Genomic DNA, 15,451 nt, shown 5'->3' with positions numbered 1-15,451 from the left:
TGACCATGGGCCCTCCCGCCGCCCCCGGGCGGCACCCGGTGACGCCTCGATGGTGAGACACGGCACGTTCGCCTACACCTGGGACGTCGTGGGCGACCCGGCGGCGGCCGAGCGCATCGCCGGCCTCGGGGTGAGCACGGTGACCCTGCAGGCCGCGTACCACTCCGTCCGGGCCACCACCCCGTGGCATCCGCACCACCGCATCGTGCAGGCCGAGCACGCGGCGGCCTACTTCCGGCTGCGCCCCGAGCGCTGGCGCGGGCGGCTGCGGCCGTACCCGCCGAGCTGGGGAGTGCCCGACGCGGACAGGTTCGGCGCGGCGCTGGCCGCGCTGACGGAGGCCGGGCTGCGGACCGAGGCCTGGCTGGTGCTCACGCACTCGTCGGTGCTGGGCCGCGAGGCGCCCGACCTGACGGTCAGGAACGCCTACGGCGAGTCCTATCCCTACGCGCTCTGCCCGGCCCACTCCGCCGTCCACGACTACGCGCTCACCCTCGTCCGCGAGGTCTGCGAGCAGTACGACGTGCCGGCGCTGATGCTGGAGGCGTGCGGCTGGCTGGGCCTGGAGCACGGCGGCCACCACGAGAAGACCTCCGGCGCCCACCTGTCCGCCTGCGGCCGAGCGCTGCTGTCGCTGTGCCTGTGCCCGGCCTGCCGCACCCGGCTGGCCGGGGACGGCCTGGACGTCGAGGAGCTGGCGCGCGACGTGCGCGCCGCGGTGGACGGGGAGCTCCAGCGCGGCGTCCCGGCGGGGGCGACCCTGGACGACGCGCTCGGCCACGAGCGCGCCCAGGCCCTGTACGATCACCGCGGCCGGATCATCGCCGGCCTGGTCCGTGCCGTCGCGGCGCTGGCCGGCGGCCGCGAGTTGCTGCTCATGGCCACCGACGACCCGCAGGTCACCGGTCCCGACGTGGGGATCGACCTGGCCTCCTTCGACGCGCCCGCCGACGCGTACGTGCTCAAGTGCTGGGGCCAGGAGGAGGCGGCCCTGGCGCAGGTGAAGGCCGCGGCGAGCCGTACCGGGGTGCCGCTCGTCGCCAACGTCACCGTCCTGGAGGACGGCCACGCGCGGGTCCCGGCCCTGGCCGGCGACCTCGTCGCCGCGGGCGCGCGGCAACTGCGTTACTACCACGCCGGGCTCGGCTCGCCCGCCCGCCTGGCCAGTGTGCGGGCGGCGGCCCGCGTCAACGGGCGAACGATGGAGAGGCAAGTGAAGGAGAGGCAATGCTGAACGGCCTGTACGTGATGGATCCGAACCGCTTCGACGACGTCTACGGCCCGCAGGCCCGGGCCGCGATAGAGCGGCATCTGGCCATCACCTCACCCCCGCTCACCGCCGGCCGGCTCACCCCCGAGGTGCTGGCAGGCCTCGACGTGCTGGTGACCGGGTGGGGGGCTCCCCGGCTGGACGCCGAGCTGCTCGCCGCCGCGCCCAAGCTCTCGCTGGTGCTGTACGGCGCGGGCTCCATCCGCCCGCTGGTCACCCCGGAGATGTGGGCGAGAGGCGTGCGGGTCACCTCGGCGGCCACCGTCAACGCCACCCCGGTCGCCGAGTTCGCCCTCTCGCAGATCCTGTACGCGCTCAAGCACGGCTGGCGCTACGTGCTGGCCGCGCGCGCCGCCGCCGGCCCCGCCGTACGCGGGAGCGAGCTCGGTGCGTACGGCGGCGTGGTGGGGCTGGTCTCGCTCGGCGCCACGGGCCTGGCCACCGCGCGGCTGCTCGCCCACCACGACCTCGTGGTGCAGGCCTACGACCCGTACGCCGACCCGGCCCAGGCCGAGCGGCACGGGGTGCGCCTGGTGGAGCTGGAGGAGTTGTTCGCCACCTCCGACGTGGTGAGCCTGCACGCGCCGCTGACCCCTGAGACGGGCGGCCTGGTCGGCGCCCGGCTGCTGGAGTCCATGAAGCCCGACGCCACCCTGATCAACACGGCACGCGGCGCCCTCGTGGACGAGGCCGCGCTCGTGGACGTGCTGAGCCGCCGGACCGACCTGTTCGCCGTCCTCGACGTCACCGACCCGGAACCGGCCGTCGCGGGGTCGCCGCTGTTCACGATGCACAACATCGTCGTCACCCCGCACGTGGCGGGCAGCCTGGGCCACGAGCGGCGCCGCCACGGGCAGGCGATGGCCGAGGAGCTGGCCCGCTACGTCGCCGGCGAGCCGCTGCTGTACGAGATCACCGAGTCCGCCCTCGCGAGAAGGGCATGAGCACCACCCTGGTCCTGCTGCCACCGCACGAACCGGCCACCGCGGGCTGGCGGGAACGGCTGGAGCGGGCGGTGCCGGGGCTCGTCGTGCTCGAACCGCACACCCGGGAGGAGGTGACGCTGGCGCTGGCGGACGCCGACGCCGCCTACGGCACGCTGCCCGCGGACCTGCTGGCGCACGCCGGGCGGCTGCGCTGGCTGCAGGCCCCGCAGGCCGGGCCGCCTCCGGGGTTCTACCATCCGGCCCTGGTCGCGCACCCCGTACGGGTCACGAACATGCGTGACACGTACACCGACCACGTGGCCGCGCACACGCTGGCGCTGGTGCTCGCACTGGCCAGGGAACTGCCCCGGTACGTCCGCGCGCAGGCCCGCGCGGACTGGGCGCCCGACTGGGACCCCGGTGCCGTGCTGCCCCTGGGCGAGGCCACCGCCCTGGTGGTGGGGGTGGGCGCGATCGGGGCCGAGGTCGGCAGGCTGCTGGCGGCGTTCGGCACGAGGGTCGTGGGCGTGGACGCCCGGCGTGACGGCCCCGTGCCCGGCTTCGCCGAGGTGCTGCCGGCCGCCGCCCTCGACCGGCAGCTTCCCGGCGCGGACCTGATCATCCTGACGGTTCCGCACACCCCCGCCACGGAGGGCCTGCTGGACGCGCGGCGGCTGGCGCTGGTCAAACCGGGGGCCTACCTCGTCAACATCGGCCGCGGTCCCACCGTCCGGCTCGACGACCTGGCCGCCGCCCTGTCCGCGGGGCGCCTGGCCGGGGCGGCGCTGGACGTCTTCGAGGCCGAGCCGCTGCCCGCCGGCCATCCGCTCTGGCGGCGTCCGGACGTGCTCATCACCCCGCACGTGGCCGGTGTGGGGCCACATGCCGAGGAGCGGCGCTTCGCCGTGCTGCTGGAGAACGCCCAGCGCTTCGTGGCCGGGCAGGAACTGATCAATCTGGTCGACAAATCCGAATGGTACTGACATGTGGAAACAACTGAACGGCTTCGTGGCCTCCGTCCCCGGGGTGCCTGCCACGTGAACCGGATAGCACGGGTCGAGACCTTCACCGTGGCCCTGCCCTCGCTGCGCGACTTCGCCGTGGCGGGCGGCTCCGTCGTCCGCGGCGGCCGGCCGGCCGTGCGGGTGCTGGTGAAGGTCACGGCCGACGACGGCGCGACCGGGTGGGGCGAGGCCACCCCGATCCCCTCCTGGACGTACGAGACCACCGAGTCCATCGTCTCCACCATCGAGGGCTACCTGGCCCCGGCGGCCGTCGGGCGCCCGCTGTGGGATCTCGACGGGCTCTGCCGCACCTTCGACCGCACCATCAGCAAGGGCTTCTCGATCGGCATGCCGCTGGCGCGCGCGGCGGTCGACGTGGCCTGCCACGACGCCTTCGCCCGCAGCCTGGGTCTGTCCCTCGGCGAGCTGTGGGGCCGGCGCAGGCGCGACACCATCGAGCTGGCCTGGATCGTGGCCACCGAGTCGGCGGGCGCGGCGGCCGACTCGGTGGCCGAGGGCCGCGCGCACGGCTACCGCCACGTCAAGGTCAAGGTCGGCCTGCACGACGAGGACGAGGACGTGGCCATCGTGGCCGCCGTACGCGCCGCCGCCCCCGACGCCGTGCTCTGGGTGGACGCCAACCAGGGCTACACGGCCGCCGCCGCGCTCCGGGTGGCCAGGCGCATGGCCGACCTGGACATCGCCGTCTTCGAGCAGCCGCTGCCGTCCAACGACATCGCCGGCCTGCGCCGCCTGCGTGACGCCAGCCCCGTCCCCGTCGCCGTGGACGAGAGCCTGCGCCACCCGAGCGACCTGGCCACCTTCGTCCGGCTGGACGCCATCGACGTCGCCGTCGCCAAGGTGCAGCGCTGCGGCGGGCTGACCCTGGCCCTGCGCCAGTGCCAGCTCGCCGAGGACTGCGGCCTGGAGATCATGGGCTCCGGCCTCACCGAGTCCGACATCGGGCTGGCCGCCTCGCTCCACCTGTTCGCCGCGTTCGGCGTGGACACGCCGGTCGACCTCAACGGCCGGCAGTTCATCACCAGCCCCTACGCCACGGATCCGGTCATCACGGTCACCGACGGGGTCGCCCATGTGCCCACCGGCCCCGGCCTGGGGATCGGCGTGAACGAGGAGGTCGTCCGCGAACTCTCCCGTTGACCGGCGTCCCCTGGCCCGCCCGCGGGTCTAACCCTTGATGAGCCCGGCGTCGGCCAGGACGGAGAAGTAGAGGCTGAAGCACAGGAGCGCGACGGGCCACGCCTTCTGCGTGATCGCGATCAGGATGCCGGCGAGAAGCGCGATGAGGGCGAGGATGGTGAGCGCGTCCATGGCGGGTGCCCCTACCCGAGAAGCGTGACCCCAGGCCCGGGGGCCGGGGGTCAGGCGTCGGTTTCGTCGGCCTGATCCGATCCGGTGGGGTGCTTGCGCAGGCGCCAGGCGGCCTGGGCGCCGAGGCTGGTGTCGATGTGCTCGCGCATGACGGCCGCGGCCGAGTCGGCGTCGCCCGCGATCACGTACTCCAGGAGCGCCTCGTGCTCGGTGGCCTTGCGGTCGCGGGCCGCCTGGCCGCGCTCGACCTCCAGGGCGAGGCGGCGGTAGCGGTCGGCCTTGTCCCACAGGCCGTCGAGGGTCTGGATGAGCAGGTCGTTGTGCGAGGCGGAGTAGAGGGCCGTGTGGAACTTGCGGTGCGCGACGAGCTGCTCGTAGGCGGGGTTGCCGGGCAGCGGCTTGAGGCCCTCGTGGGCGGCGCGCATCGCGGCGATGTCGCCCTTGGTGCGCCGTTCGGCGGCCAGCGCGACCGCCAGCGGGTCGAGGCTGCGGCGCAGCTCCAGCAGGTCGCGGGCCTCCTCCGCGGCCAGCGGCGCCACCCGGGCGTCGCGGTGGGCGTCGAGCTCGACCAGCCCCTCGCTCTTGAGCCGGCGCAGCGCCTCGCGCAGCGGCGTGGTGCTGATGCCGATGTCACGGGCGAGCTGGGCCTGCGCGATGACGGAGCCGGGGAGCAGCGTCCCGGACAGGATCAGCTCCTTGACGCGGAGATAAGCGAAGTCCGCCTTGGTGGTGTAGAGCTCAGCCGCTGATTCGCTCATCGCTGTCCTGTCTCGTCGGTGACCGTTATAACCTACCGCGTCGTCCCGACCCGTCGGCAAGTGTCCGGCCCGGATACGCCCTTACTCCCCGTTCGTCATAGGGCAGCTATAAGACATCAACGGGGCTTGTCGCGTTACGTTCCGACAACAGGGGGTTGACGTCATAGGTTATAACGACGCAGAGTGTGCGGCATCACAGGCGGCGGCTGGCCGGCCTCGCCTGGCCTAGGAGGAAGCACATGACCACCTTCCACCCCCCTTTCCGCGCCCTCGGCGCCGCCGTGCTCGCGTTCGCCCTGCTCACGGCGTGCGGCGGTGGCGGCACCGGCGGCGGGGCGCCGGTGCCGCCGCCGAACCAGATCGTGACGGGTCAGGCCCCGTCGTACTACCCGGCCGAGTACGCCCGGCTCATGGACGCGTCCAGGAAGGAGGGCGGCACCCTCGCCATCTACTCCAACACCGACCAGGAGAACTGGGCGCCGATCTTCCGTGACTTCCAGAAGAAGTACCCCTGGGTGACGAAGATCGCGGCCAACAACCTCGACAGCGACGAGGTGTTCCAGCGCGTGCTCAGCGAGCAGGCCACCGGCACCTCACCGGCCGACCTGGTCGTGTCGAACGCCGCCCAGGCGTGGGCCGACTTCGCCGCCCGGCCGGGCACACTGCTGGAGTACGCCTCACCGGAGCAGGACAAGCTGCCGGACTTCGGCGAACTGCTGCCCAACGTGCACGCGATGTCGATCGACCCGCTCTCGATCGCGTACAACACCTCGCTGCTGCCCGAGAAGCCGACCGGGCTGAAGAGCCTGGCCGCGATCCTGGCCAAGGACCCCGCCCGGTACAAGAGCAAGATCACCACCCGGGACGTGAGCGGCGCGTTCGGCTTCACCGTCTCCCACGCCTTCGCCGACGCCCGCCCGGACTCCTGGGCCTCCTTGCAGTCGGTGCTGCCCCTGGCCAGGCCGGAGACCTCGTCCGGCACCCAGCTCGAGAAGATCGTCTCGGGCGAGTACGTGGCCGGCTTCTTCGTCAGCGCCGCCCCCGCCTACCCGGTCGTGGCCAAGAGCGGCGGCCTGCTGGAGATCTCCTTCCTCGACGACGGCACCGTGGCGCTGCCGCGCGGCATCGGCGTGACCGCCAAGGCGCCGCACCCCGCCACCTCGAAGCTGTTCGTGGACTTCGTCCTGTCGCAGGAGGGACAGCGGGCGGTGGCCGAGGGCGGGCTCACCTCCTACCGCGACGGCATCCCGTCCGGCGACGGCCTGCACACCTATCAGGAGCTGGTGACGGCGGTCGGCCAGGCCAACGTGATCCTCGCCGCGTACACGAAGGTCCCCGACGCCGAGGTCAAGTCCTTCACCGACAAGTGGAACGGCCTGCTCGGCCGCTGAGAGGAACGCGATGACCACCCTGTCCCCACCGCGTCCACCGGCGCGTCCGCCCCAGCATCCACCGCATCCGTCACCGCGCTACCGCCGGCCGCTGGGGCTGGCCCGGGAGGGCTGGCTGCAGTACGGCGTCCTGCTCCTGCTGGCCGTCCTGGTGCTGGCGCCGGTCGTGCCGACGCTGTACCAGTCGTTCCTCGACCGCCCCCTGTACGAGGCGGGCGGCGTCCTCGGCGCCGGCAACTACGTGCGGCTGTTCACCGAGGCGGGATTCGGCCAGGTCGTGCTCAACACGGCGCTGTTCGCGGGGCTGACCACCGTGCTCAGCCTGCTCATCGCGGTGCCGATGGCGGTGGTCGTGGTGCGCACGAGGCTGCCCGGCGGCCGCGTCTTCGCCGCCGCCATGCAGTGGCCGTTCTTCATCTCCTCGCTCATCCTCGGCTTCGGCTGGATCACCATGTACGGCCCCGCCGGCTTCGTCAGCGTCGAGGTACGCCAGGCCCTCGGCTTCCTGCCGTGGAACCTGTACTCCATCCCCGGCATGGCCCTCACCGAGGCCGTGGCGCTGGCCCCGATCGTCTACACCTTCTGCGCGAACGCGCTGCGCCAGAGCGACGCCTCGCTGGAGGCCGCCGCCCAGGTGTGCGGGGCCGGCCCGCTGCGCATCCTGCGCTCGGTGGTCCTGCCGCTGCTGCGCCCGCCCGTCGTCTACAGCTCGATCCTGGTGATCAGCATGTCGGTGGAGACGCTGAGCGTGCCGCTGCTGTTCGGCCAGCCGGTCGGCATCAACGTCTTCTCCACGTTCCTGTACCGCAACGGCCTGCAGTCCATCAATCCCGACTACGGCGTGCTCGGCGCGGCCTCGGCGATCATCCTGGTGGTGACCGTCAGCCTGGTCGCGCTGCAGGCCAGGCTGCTGAAGAACGCCCAGCGGTTCGTGTCGGTGCGCGGCAAGGCCACCCGGCCGCGTCCGCTGGACCTGGGATGGCTGAGGTGGGTGAGCGTGGCCGCCCTCGCCTTCTACGTGGTGATGGGGGCCCTGATCCCGATCGGCGGGCTGGTGTTCCGCTCCTTCACCCAGGTGTTCACGCCGCTGCAGTCGCCGTTCAGGACCCTCACCGGCGACAACTACGAGCGCGTCTTCACCTATCCGGTGTACGTGCAGTCCATCGTCAACAGCCTGCTGGTCGCCGCGATCGGCGCCGTCCTGGTGAGCGTGCTGTCGCTGCTGGCGGTGATGGTGGCCCGGCGCTCGACCTTCCGCTTCGCCCGCGCGGTGGAATATCTGGCGCTCGCCCCGCAGGCCATGCCCGGCATCATCGTCGGCATCGGCCTGTTCTGGGCGCTGGCCTTCGCCGGCCTCGGGAGCCTCATCCAGGGCACGCTGTGGGCGCTGATCATCGGCTTCGGGCTGCGCGCGCTGCCGAGCGGGTTCGGCTCCATCTCACCGTCGGTCATGCAGATCGGGCGGGAGCTCGACGACGCCGCCCGGGTGTCCGGCGCCGACTGGCTGCGCACGTTCACCCGCATCCTGGCCGCGCTGCTGCGGCCGGCCTTCGCCGGGGCGCTGATCCTGACGTTCGTGACGCTGCTCAAGGAGTATTCGCCCGCGGTCTTCCTGGCCTCGGCCGACTCCAACGTCATCGGCACGACCATGCTCGAACTGTGGGTGCAGGGCAACACCGGTTCCGTGGCCGCGCTGGCCGGCCTGCAGATCGCCATCACGGCGGCCTTCGTCGGGCTCGCCGGACTACTTCTCAAGGGACGCAACAACGATGCCTGAGGTCAAGGTCGCCAACCTGTCCAAGCGGTTCGGGGACAACGCCGTGCTGCGCGACATCACCTTCACCATCGCCGACGGCGAGTTCTTCACCCTGCTCGGCCCGAGCGGCTGCGGCAAGTCCACCACGCTGGCCTGCATCGCCGGCCTGGAGCGGCCGACCAGCGGCGGCATCACGGTCGGGGCCGCCACGTTCGTCGGCGCGGGCACGTTCGTGCCGCCCGAGGGCCGCAACCTCGGCATGGTGTTCCAGTCGTACGCGCTGTGGCCGCACATGACCGTCGCCCAGAACCTCGCCATGCCGCTCAAGATCCGCAAGGTGGATCGCCGCGAGCAGCACACGCTCATCGCCGAGGCGCTGGCCAAGGTGGGCCTGGCCGAGCTGACGGACCGCTACCCGCACCAGCTTTCCGGCGGCCAGCAGCAGCGCGTCGCCCTCGCCCGCGCCCTGGTCTACTCCCCCAGCGTGCTCCTGCTCGACGAGCCGCTGTCCAACCTGGACGCCCAACTGCGCGAGCAGGCCCGCGCCTGGCTCAAGCGGCTGCAGGAGGAGCTCGGCATCACCACCGTGTACGTCACCCACGACCAGGAGGAGGCGCTGGCCCTCAGCGACCGCGTCGCGGTGATGTCCCAGGGGGACATGGTGCAGATCGGCACCCCCGAAGAGATCTACGAGACGCCCGCGACCGCCGAGGTGGCCGCCTTCGTCGGCCGGTGCAACTTCCTCACCGGCACGGTGACCGGCCCTCGCGAGGTGCGGCTGGACTGCACCGGGCAGACCATCACCGTCCCCGCCGGAGCCGCCCCCGCCGGCGCACACGTCACCGTGGCGATCCGCCCCGAGCGGCTGGAGCCTCTCCCGGCCGGCCGCACCGCGCCCGCCGACGTCAACGTGCTCATCACCCAGGTGCTCACCAACTCCTACGTCGGTTCCCGCCACGAGTACGGCCTGCGCCTGGGCGACCACGTCATCCAGGCCGAGACCACCCGTCCCGGGCTGACCGGTGAGGTCACGCTCGTCGTCGAACCCGCCGCCTGCCTGCTCTACCCGGCCACCGGCGCCCTGCCCCAGGACGCCGAAGCGCTCACCACCATCGCACAGTGAGGAATCCCGTGACCCCTGGTTACCGTCTTGGCGTGCTCGAAGGCGACGGCATCGGCCCCGAGGTCGTCCCCGCGGCCGTCCTGGTCGTGGACGCCGCGCTCGCCGCGGCCGGCGCGCCGCCTGCCGACTGGGTCGACCTGCCCCTGGGCGCCTCGGCCATCGACACGCACGGCGACGCCGTACCGGAATCGACGCTGGCCGCTCTGGAAGGGCTGGACGCCTGGCTGCTCGGCCCGCACGACAGCGCCGCCTACCCCGAGCCGCACCGCTCCAAGCTCAACCCCAGCGGCACCATCCGCAAGCACTTCGACCTGTTCGCCAACATCCGGCCGGCCAGGTCCTTCGAGGGCGCCGCCGCCGTCGTCCCCGGGACCGACCTGGTCATCGTCCGGGAGAACACGCAGGGCTTCTACGCCGACCGCAGCACCTACAAGGGGACCGGCGAGTTCATGCCGACCCCCGACGTGGCCATCGCCATGGGCATCATCACCCGGCCCGCCGTGGAGCGGATCGCCGTGGAGGCGTTCGAGCTGGCCGCCCGCCGACGCGGCAGGGTCACCATCGTGCACAAGGCGAACGTGCTCAGGCTCACCACCGGCCTGTTCCGCGACGTCTGCCGCGAGGTGGCCGCCCGCTACCCGCAGGTGAGCGTGGACGACTTCCACATCGACGCGATGACCGTGCACCTGCTGCGGCGGGCGGACGAGTTCGACGTCATCGTCACCGAGAACATGTTCGGCGACATCCTGTCCGACCTGACCGGCGAGATCGCCGGGTCGCTCGGCATCGCGCCGTCCATCAACGCCTCCCACGAGCGCGCCATGGCCCAGGCCGCCCACGGCTCCGCCCCCGACATCGCCGGGCGCGACCTCGCCAACCCCATCGCGATGATCCTGTCCAGCGCCATGCTGCTCGACTGGCTCGGCGCCCGTCGCCAGGACCCCGCCCTGGCCCGGGCCGCCGCGCTGATCGAGTCGGCGGTGGCCGGCGCCGTCCGGGGCGGGAAGCGTACCAGGGACATGGGCGGCACGGCGGGCACGCGCGCCTTCGCCGAGGCCGTCGCCACCGGCGTGAGGCGATGAGCGCGACGGTCGCGGTCGTCAACGCCACCCTCGCCTCCATGCGGCCCGCCGGCGACGGGCTCGGCGAAGGGTTCCCGGAGGCCACCGCGTGGCACCTCCTGGACGACCGGCTCGTCACCGACGCGGACGCGGCCGGCGGCATGACGCCCGCGCTGATGCGCCGCATGCTCACCCTCGTCGACTACGCGGTCCGCGGTGGCGCCGACGCCGTGCTCCTGTCCTGCTCCATGTACGGCCCCGCCGCCGCGCTGGCGCGGCGGTTGCACGACGTGCCGGTGACGGGCTCGGACGAGGCGATGTTCGCCGAGGTCGGCCGGCGCCGGCCCGGCACGGTCCTGCTGCTCGGCTCACTCGACTCGGCGGCGGCCGACTCGGCGCGGCGGCTCAGGGCGGTGGCGGACGGCGTCGAGGTACGCGCGGCATCGGCCCCGGGAGCCGCCGCCGCGGCCGCCGCGCAGGACTGGCCGGCCCTGACAGACGCGCTCGCGCGGGCCGCCGGCCCCGCCCTCGGCACCGCCGACCTGGTCCTGCTCGGCCAGTACTCGATCAGCCCGGTACGCGCCGAGCTGGGCGATCGGCTCGGCGTCCCGGTGCTGAGCCCGCCCCTCGCGGCGGCCACGGCGCTGCGCGAGGTCCTGACATGAGCCCGCCGCGCACGGCGTCGCGCGACCGCTTTGCCCGGCCGCCCGCCGCCGACCAGGTCAGGAGCCTGTCGTGATCCCACCCTCCGAGCTGGTCTCCTTCGGCGCCGCGGTCCTGACCTCGCTCGGCGTGCCCGAGCCGGACGCCCGGCTGGTGGCCGACAGCCTGGTCACGGCCGACATGCAGGGGCACCCTTCGCACGGCATGCTCCGCCTGGAGTGGTACGCCGCCCGGCTGCGCTCCGGCGTCATGCGGGCGGTGACCGACGTGGCCACGGTGATCGACGGCGGCGCGGTCGCCGTGCTCGACGGCCGCGACGGCGTGGGCCAGGTCGTCACCGCGTACGCGGCCCGCGACGCCGTACGCCGGGCGGGCGAGCACGGCGTCGGCATGGTGGCCGTCCGCAACGGCAACCATTTCGGCACCGCCGCCTACTTCACCCGCATGATCGCCGCCGAGGGCTGCGTCGCCCTGCTCACCACCAACGGCAGCCCCGCCATGGCCCCCTGGGGCGGCAGGGAGAAGAGCGTGGGCGCCAACCCCTGGTCGGTCGCGGTGCCCGGCGGGCGGCGCGGCCCGGTCGTGCTCGACATCGCGAACACGACGGTCGCGCGCGGCAAGGTCTACGCCGCCCTGGAGCGCGGGCGGCCCATCCCGGAGGGCTGGGCCCAGGCGCCGGACGGCAGCCCCACCACCGACCCCCGGCAGGCCATCGACGGACTCATCCTGCCCATGGCCGGCCACAAGGGGTACGGCATCTCGTTCATGATGGACGTGCTGTCCGGCGTGCTGACCGGCGGCTCCTACGCCACCGACGTGGCCGGCCCGTACGTCCCCGACCGCCGCAGCGGCTGCGGTCACCTGCTGCTCGCGCTGCGCCTGGACGCCGTGGCCGACCCGGCCGAGTACGCCCGGCGGCTCGACGACCTCATCGACCGCACCAAGGCCGTCCCGCTCGCGCCCGGCTTCGACGAGATCTACTACCCCGGCGAGATCGAGGACCGCAACGCCGCCGAAACCGCCCTCACCGGCGTGCGCCTGCCGGACAGGACCGTGCACGGCCTCGAACGGCTCGCTCAGGCGTGCGGGCTCCCGCGGCCCGGATGGATGACCACATGGGCGTCGTGATCGTCCGCCTCGTGTGCCGCAACACCTTCTGTCACCCCGTCTCGCTGCAAGGTCAGGACTCGTGACCGATCACCTCACGGTGGGAACCCGCCGTTATCGCTTCCACCCGGTGGACGCTCCGCGGAGGCTGCCGTACAGCCTGCGCATCATGCTGGAGAACCTGCTGCGCCACCGCGCGCCCGCCGAGCAGGTGCGGGCGCTCACGGGATGGCGGCCGCGCGCCGGCCGCACCGCGGCCGTGGACCTGCGCCCCGCCCGCGTGTTCCTGCACGACACCAACGGCGTGCCCGCGCTCGCCGACCTGGCCGCCATGCGCGACGCCATGGCCGCGCTCGGCGGCGACCCCGAGCGGGTCAACCCGGCCATCCCGGCCGAGCTGGTCGTCGACCACTCCATCATCGCCGACTTCTTCGGCCGTCCCGACGCCCTGGCGCGCAACGCCGAGCTGGAGTACGAGCGCAACGCCGAGCGCTACCGCTTCCTGCGCTGGGGCCAGGCGTCGCTGCGCGACTTCACCGTGGTGCCGCCGGGCAAGGGCATCATGCACCAGATCAACGTGGAGCACCTGGCCCGCGTGGTCATGTGCCGCGACGGGGAGGCGTACCCGGACCTGTGCCTGGGCACCGACTCGCACACCACCATGGTCAACGGGCTCGGCACGCTCGGGTGGGGCATCGGCGGCATCGAGGCGGAGGCTGCCATGCTCGGGCAGTCGGTGTCCATCCTGGTCCCCGACGTGGTGGGGGTGCGCCTGCACGGCGAGCTCCCCGTCGCCACCACCGCGACCGACCTCGTGCTGACCCTCACCGAGCTGCTGCGCGCCCACGGCGTGGTCGGCAAGATCGTCGAGTTCCACGGGCCGGGCGTCACCGCGCTGCCCGTCACCGACCGGGTGACGTTGTCCAACATGAGCCCCGAGTTCGGCTCCACAGCCGCCCTGTTCCCCATCGACGCCGAGACCGTCCGCTATCTGCGCTTCACCGGCCGCTCCGACGAGCACGCCGGCCTGGTCGAGGCCTACGCCAAGGCCCAGGGCCTGTGGCACGACCCCGGCGCGCCGCCCTCCTACACCGCCGACCTCGACCTCGACCTGGCCACCGTCGTCCCGTCCATCGCCGGCCCCCGCAGGCCGCAGGACCGCGTCCCCCTCGACGCGGCCAAGGCCGCCTTCCGCGCGCAGGCCCGTCCGCCCGCGCGGGCGCGGCTGGCCGGCAGCGGTCAGGAGATCGGGCACGGCGCCGTCGCCATCGCCGCCATCACCTCCTGCACCAACACCTCCAACCCCTCCGTCATGGTCGCCGCCGGGCTGCTCGCCAAGAAGGCCGCCGGCCTGGGCCTGCGCGCCAGGCCCTGGGTGAAGACGACCCTGTCGCCCGGCTCCCGCGTCGTCATGGACTACTACGCCGCGGCCGGCCTGACCTCCTCGCTGGAGCTCCTCGGCTTCACCCTGGCCGGGTTCGGCTGCATGACCTGCATCGGCGCCTCCGGCCCGCTCATCGACGAGGTGTCCGAGGCCGTGGCCGAGCACGATCTGGACGTCGCCGCCGTCCTGTCCGGCAACCGCAACTTCGACGGCCGGATCCAGCCCGAGGTCCGCTCCAACTACCTCGCCTCCCCGCCGCTCGTCGTCGCCTACGCCCTCGCCGGCACCATGGACCTCGACCTCACCACCGAGCCCCTCGGGACCGACCCCGGCGGGCGGCCCGTCTACCTGCGCGACCTCTGGCCCACCCCGGGCGAGGTGCGCGCCGTCATCGACGAGGTGATCCGGCCGGAGATGTTCACCCGCGCCTACGCCGGCGTCTTCGACGGCGACGAACGATGGCAGCGCCTGGACGTCGCGGGCTCGGCCACCTATCCCTGGGACCCCGCCTCCACCTACGTGCGCCGCGCCCCCTACCTCGACGGCATGGCACCCGAGCCACCGCCCGTCGCCGACATCACCGGGGCCCGCGTCCTGGTCAGGCTGGGCGACTTCATCACCACCGACCACATCTCACCGGCCGGCGCCATCCTCCCGTCCAGCCCGGCCGGGCGCTATCTGTCCGAGCTCGGCGTGCCCCGTCACCAGCTCAACACCTACGCCTCCCGGCGGGGCAACCACGAGGTCATGATGCGCGGCGCGTTCGCCAACGTCCGCCTGCGCAACCTGCTCGCCCCCGGCACCGAGGGCGGCCTCACCCCGAACTTCCTGGACGGCGAGCGCCTCACCAGCGTGTACGAGGCCGCCCGCGCCTACCAGGCCGCCTCGGTGCCCGCCGTGGTCCTGGCCGGCGAGGGCTACGGCGCGGGCTCCTCCCGCGACTGGGCCGCCAAGGGCCCGGCGCTGCTCGGCGTGAAGGCCGTCATCGCCCGGTCGTTCGAACGCATCCACCGCTCGAACCTCGTCGGCATGGGCGTCCTGCCGCTGCAGTTCCTCCCCGGCCAGGGCCCCGACGAACTCGGCCTCACCGGCCGCGAGGCCGTCACCATCGCCGGGCTCACCGCGCTCGACGGGCCGGACCTGCCGCCGACGCTGACCGTGACGGCCGGCGACCGCACCTTCCACGCCCGCCTCCGCCTCGACACCGCGCGCGAGGCCGCCTACTACCGGCACGGCGGCATCATGCCCTACGTCCTGCGCCACCTGCTCGCCCGCTGAGGCCCTCTGGACAATCCTCCCCGTCGCGCGTGATTCTGGGACCAGGTTCCGCGATCCGATACAAGAGGGAGTCGCCGTGCTCGTGGCGGACAGCGTGACGTCGCTCGGCGGCGAGGCGGCGGGCGAGGTGGTCGTGACCGGTTCGCACGGCGGGCTCTACCCGGCCGAGCTCGCCGCGTGGCTCGGCGTCCGGGCGGCGATCTTCCATGACGCGGGCGTCGGGCTCGACGGCGCGGGCGTCGCCGGGCTGAGGTACCTGGAGGGTGAGCAGATCCCCGCGGCGGCCGTCGGGCACGACTCGGCGTGCGTCGGCGACGGCGCCGACGTGCTATCAGCGTGATCGCGATGAGCGCGACCATCACCACCAGCGCCGGCCACCAGGTGCTGGTCGGCCGGTC

Annotated in this window: 14 protein-coding genes; 12 read left to right on the top strand and 2 right to left on the bottom strand. The window is 73.2% G+C overall.

Features of this window, described 5'->3' with window-relative positions; translation table 11 throughout:
* Positions 1 to 49 precede the first annotated feature (49 nt).
* Genes AB0I15_RS36440 through AB0I15_RS36425 form a run of 4 tightly spaced genes read left to right on the top strand, consistent with a single transcriptional unit; the run spans position 50 to position 4,361 of the window.
* Positions 50 to 1,234: a hypothetical protein gene (locus AB0I15_RS36440; protein WP_358105910.1), complete on the top strand. Its 1,185-nt coding sequence runs from the start codon at positions 50 to 52 to the stop codon at positions 1,232 to 1,234.
* Positions 1,228 to 2,214, top strand: a complete 987-nt coding sequence (locus tag AB0I15_RS36435) for a hydroxyacid dehydrogenase (protein ID WP_358105907.1) — start codon at positions 1,228 to 1,230, stop codon at positions 2,212 to 2,214. The genes AB0I15_RS36440 and AB0I15_RS36435 overlap by 7 nt, the downstream gene beginning before the upstream one ends.
* Positions 2,211 to 3,179 (top strand): D-2-hydroxyacid dehydrogenase, encoded by a 969-nt coding sequence (locus AB0I15_RS36430; protein ID WP_358105904.1) that lies wholly within the window; start codon positions 2,211 to 2,213, stop codon positions 3,177 to 3,179. Before AB0I15_RS36435 ends, AB0I15_RS36430 begins: the two co-directional genes overlap by 4 nt.
* A gap of 54 nt (positions 3,180 to 3,233) precedes the next feature.
* Positions 3,234 to 4,361 carry an enolase C-terminal domain-like protein gene (locus AB0I15_RS36425; protein WP_358105901.1) on the top strand — a complete coding sequence of 376 codons (1,128 nt, stop codon included), beginning with the start codon at positions 3,234 to 3,236 and terminating at the stop codon, positions 4,359 to 4,361.
* A 27-nt stretch (positions 4,362 to 4,388) separates the two neighbouring features.
* On the opposite strand, the gene AB0I15_RS36420 is transcribed toward AB0I15_RS36425, so the two are convergent.
* Positions 4,389 to 4,532, bottom strand: a complete 144-nt coding sequence (locus AB0I15_RS36420) for a hypothetical protein (RefSeq protein ID WP_358105898.1) — start codon at positions 4,530 to 4,532, stop codon at positions 4,389 to 4,391.
* A 50-nt stretch (positions 4,533 to 4,582) separates the two neighbouring features.
* Positions 4,583 to 5,290, bottom strand: coding sequence for a GntR family transcriptional regulator (locus AB0I15_RS36415; RefSeq protein ID WP_358105895.1), 708 nt, complete (start codon positions 5,288 to 5,290; stop codon positions 4,583 to 4,585).
* Between the two features lie 239 nt (positions 5,291 to 5,529).
* Here AB0I15_RS36415 and AB0I15_RS36410 point away from each other — a divergent pair, with 239 nt between their 5' ends.
* The 8 genes from AB0I15_RS36410 (at position 5,530) to AB0I15_RS36375 (ending at position 15,393) form a co-directional block, all read left to right on the top strand.
* Entirely contained in the window at positions 5,530 to 6,681 is a 1,152-nt protein-coding gene (locus tag AB0I15_RS36410) for an extracellular solute-binding protein (RefSeq protein WP_358105892.1), read from the top strand.
* 10 nt (positions 6,682 to 6,691) lie between these two features.
* Positions 6,692 to 8,458: an iron ABC transporter permease gene (locus AB0I15_RS36405; protein ID WP_358105889.1), complete on the top strand. Its 1,767-nt coding sequence runs from the start codon at positions 6,692 to 6,694 to the stop codon at positions 8,456 to 8,458.
* Positions 8,451 to 9,560, top strand: a complete 1,110-nt coding sequence (locus AB0I15_RS36400; RefSeq protein WP_358105886.1) for an ABC transporter ATP-binding protein — start codon at positions 8,451 to 8,453, stop codon at positions 9,558 to 9,560. Before AB0I15_RS36405 ends, AB0I15_RS36400 begins: the two co-directional genes overlap by 8 nt.
* A 32-nt stretch (positions 9,561 to 9,592) precedes the next feature.
* On the top strand, positions 9,593 to 10,642 hold the full coding sequence (locus AB0I15_RS36395; RefSeq protein WP_358105883.1) for an isocitrate/isopropylmalate family dehydrogenase: 1,050 nt from the start codon (positions 9,593 to 9,595) through the stop codon (positions 10,640 to 10,642).
* Positions 10,639 to 11,286 (top strand): aspartate/glutamate racemase family protein, encoded by a 648-nt coding sequence (locus tag AB0I15_RS36390; protein WP_358105880.1) that lies wholly within the window; start codon positions 10,639 to 10,641, stop codon positions 11,284 to 11,286. The genes AB0I15_RS36395 and AB0I15_RS36390 overlap by 4 nt, the downstream gene beginning before the upstream one ends.
* A 70-nt stretch (positions 11,287 to 11,356) precedes the next feature.
* Complete coding sequence (locus AB0I15_RS36385; RefSeq protein WP_358105877.1) at positions 11,357 to 12,412, top strand: Ldh family oxidoreductase; 1,056 nt, start codon at positions 11,357 to 11,359, stop codon at positions 12,410 to 12,412.
* A 61-nt stretch (positions 12,413 to 12,473) separates the two neighbouring features.
* Positions 12,474 to 15,053 carry an aconitate hydratase AcnA gene (gene acnA / locus AB0I15_RS36380; protein ID WP_358105874.1) on the top strand — a complete coding sequence of 860 codons (2,580 nt, stop codon included), beginning with the start codon at positions 12,474 to 12,476 and terminating at the stop codon, positions 15,051 to 15,053.
* Positions 15,054 to 15,129: 76 nt separating this feature from the next.
* Positions 15,130 to 15,393: a hypothetical protein gene (locus AB0I15_RS36375; protein WP_358105870.1), complete on the top strand. Its 264-nt coding sequence runs from the start codon at positions 15,130 to 15,132 to the stop codon at positions 15,391 to 15,393.
* Positions 15,394 to 15,451 lie beyond the last annotated feature (58 nt).

Origin of the sequence: Nonomuraea sp. NPDC050643, from assembly GCF_040654715.1 — a bacterium.
Lineage (GTDB): Bacteria > Actinomycetota > Actinomycetes > Streptosporangiales > Streptosporangiaceae > Nonomuraea.
Note: the sequence above shows the minus strand (reverse complement) of the source record. Positions and strands in the feature narration are given on the sequence as shown.

Coding starts and splice junctions, on each gene's coding strand:
- AB0I15_RS36440 (WP_358105910.1), top strand. CDS start 50: ATGGTGAGACACGGCACGTTCGCCTACACCTGGGACGTCGTGGGCGAC.
- AB0I15_RS36435 (WP_358105907.1), top strand. CDS start 1,228: ATGCTGAACGGCCTGTACGTGATGGATCCGAACCGCTTCGACGACGTC.
- AB0I15_RS36430 (WP_358105904.1), top strand. CDS start 2,211: ATGAGCACCACCCTGGTCCTGCTGCCACCGCACGAACCGGCCACCGCG.
- AB0I15_RS36420 (WP_358105898.1), bottom strand. CDS start 4,532: ATGGACGCGCTCACCATCCTCGCCCTCATCGCGCTTCTCGCCGGCATC.
- AB0I15_RS36415 (WP_358105895.1), bottom strand. CDS start 5,290: ATGAGCGAATCAGCGGCTGAGCTCTACACCACCAAGGCGGACTTCGCT.
- AB0I15_RS36410 (WP_358105892.1), top strand. CDS start 5,530: ATGACCACCTTCCACCCCCCTTTCCGCGCCCTCGGCGCCGCCGTGCTC.
- AB0I15_RS36405 (WP_358105889.1), top strand. CDS start 6,692: ATGACCACCCTGTCCCCACCGCGTCCACCGGCGCGTCCGCCCCAGCAT.
- AB0I15_RS36400 (WP_358105886.1), top strand. CDS start 8,451: ATGCCTGAGGTCAAGGTCGCCAACCTGTCCAAGCGGTTCGGGGACAAC.
- AB0I15_RS36390 (WP_358105880.1), top strand. CDS start 10,639: ATGAGCGCGACGGTCGCGGTCGTCAACGCCACCCTCGCCTCCATGCGG.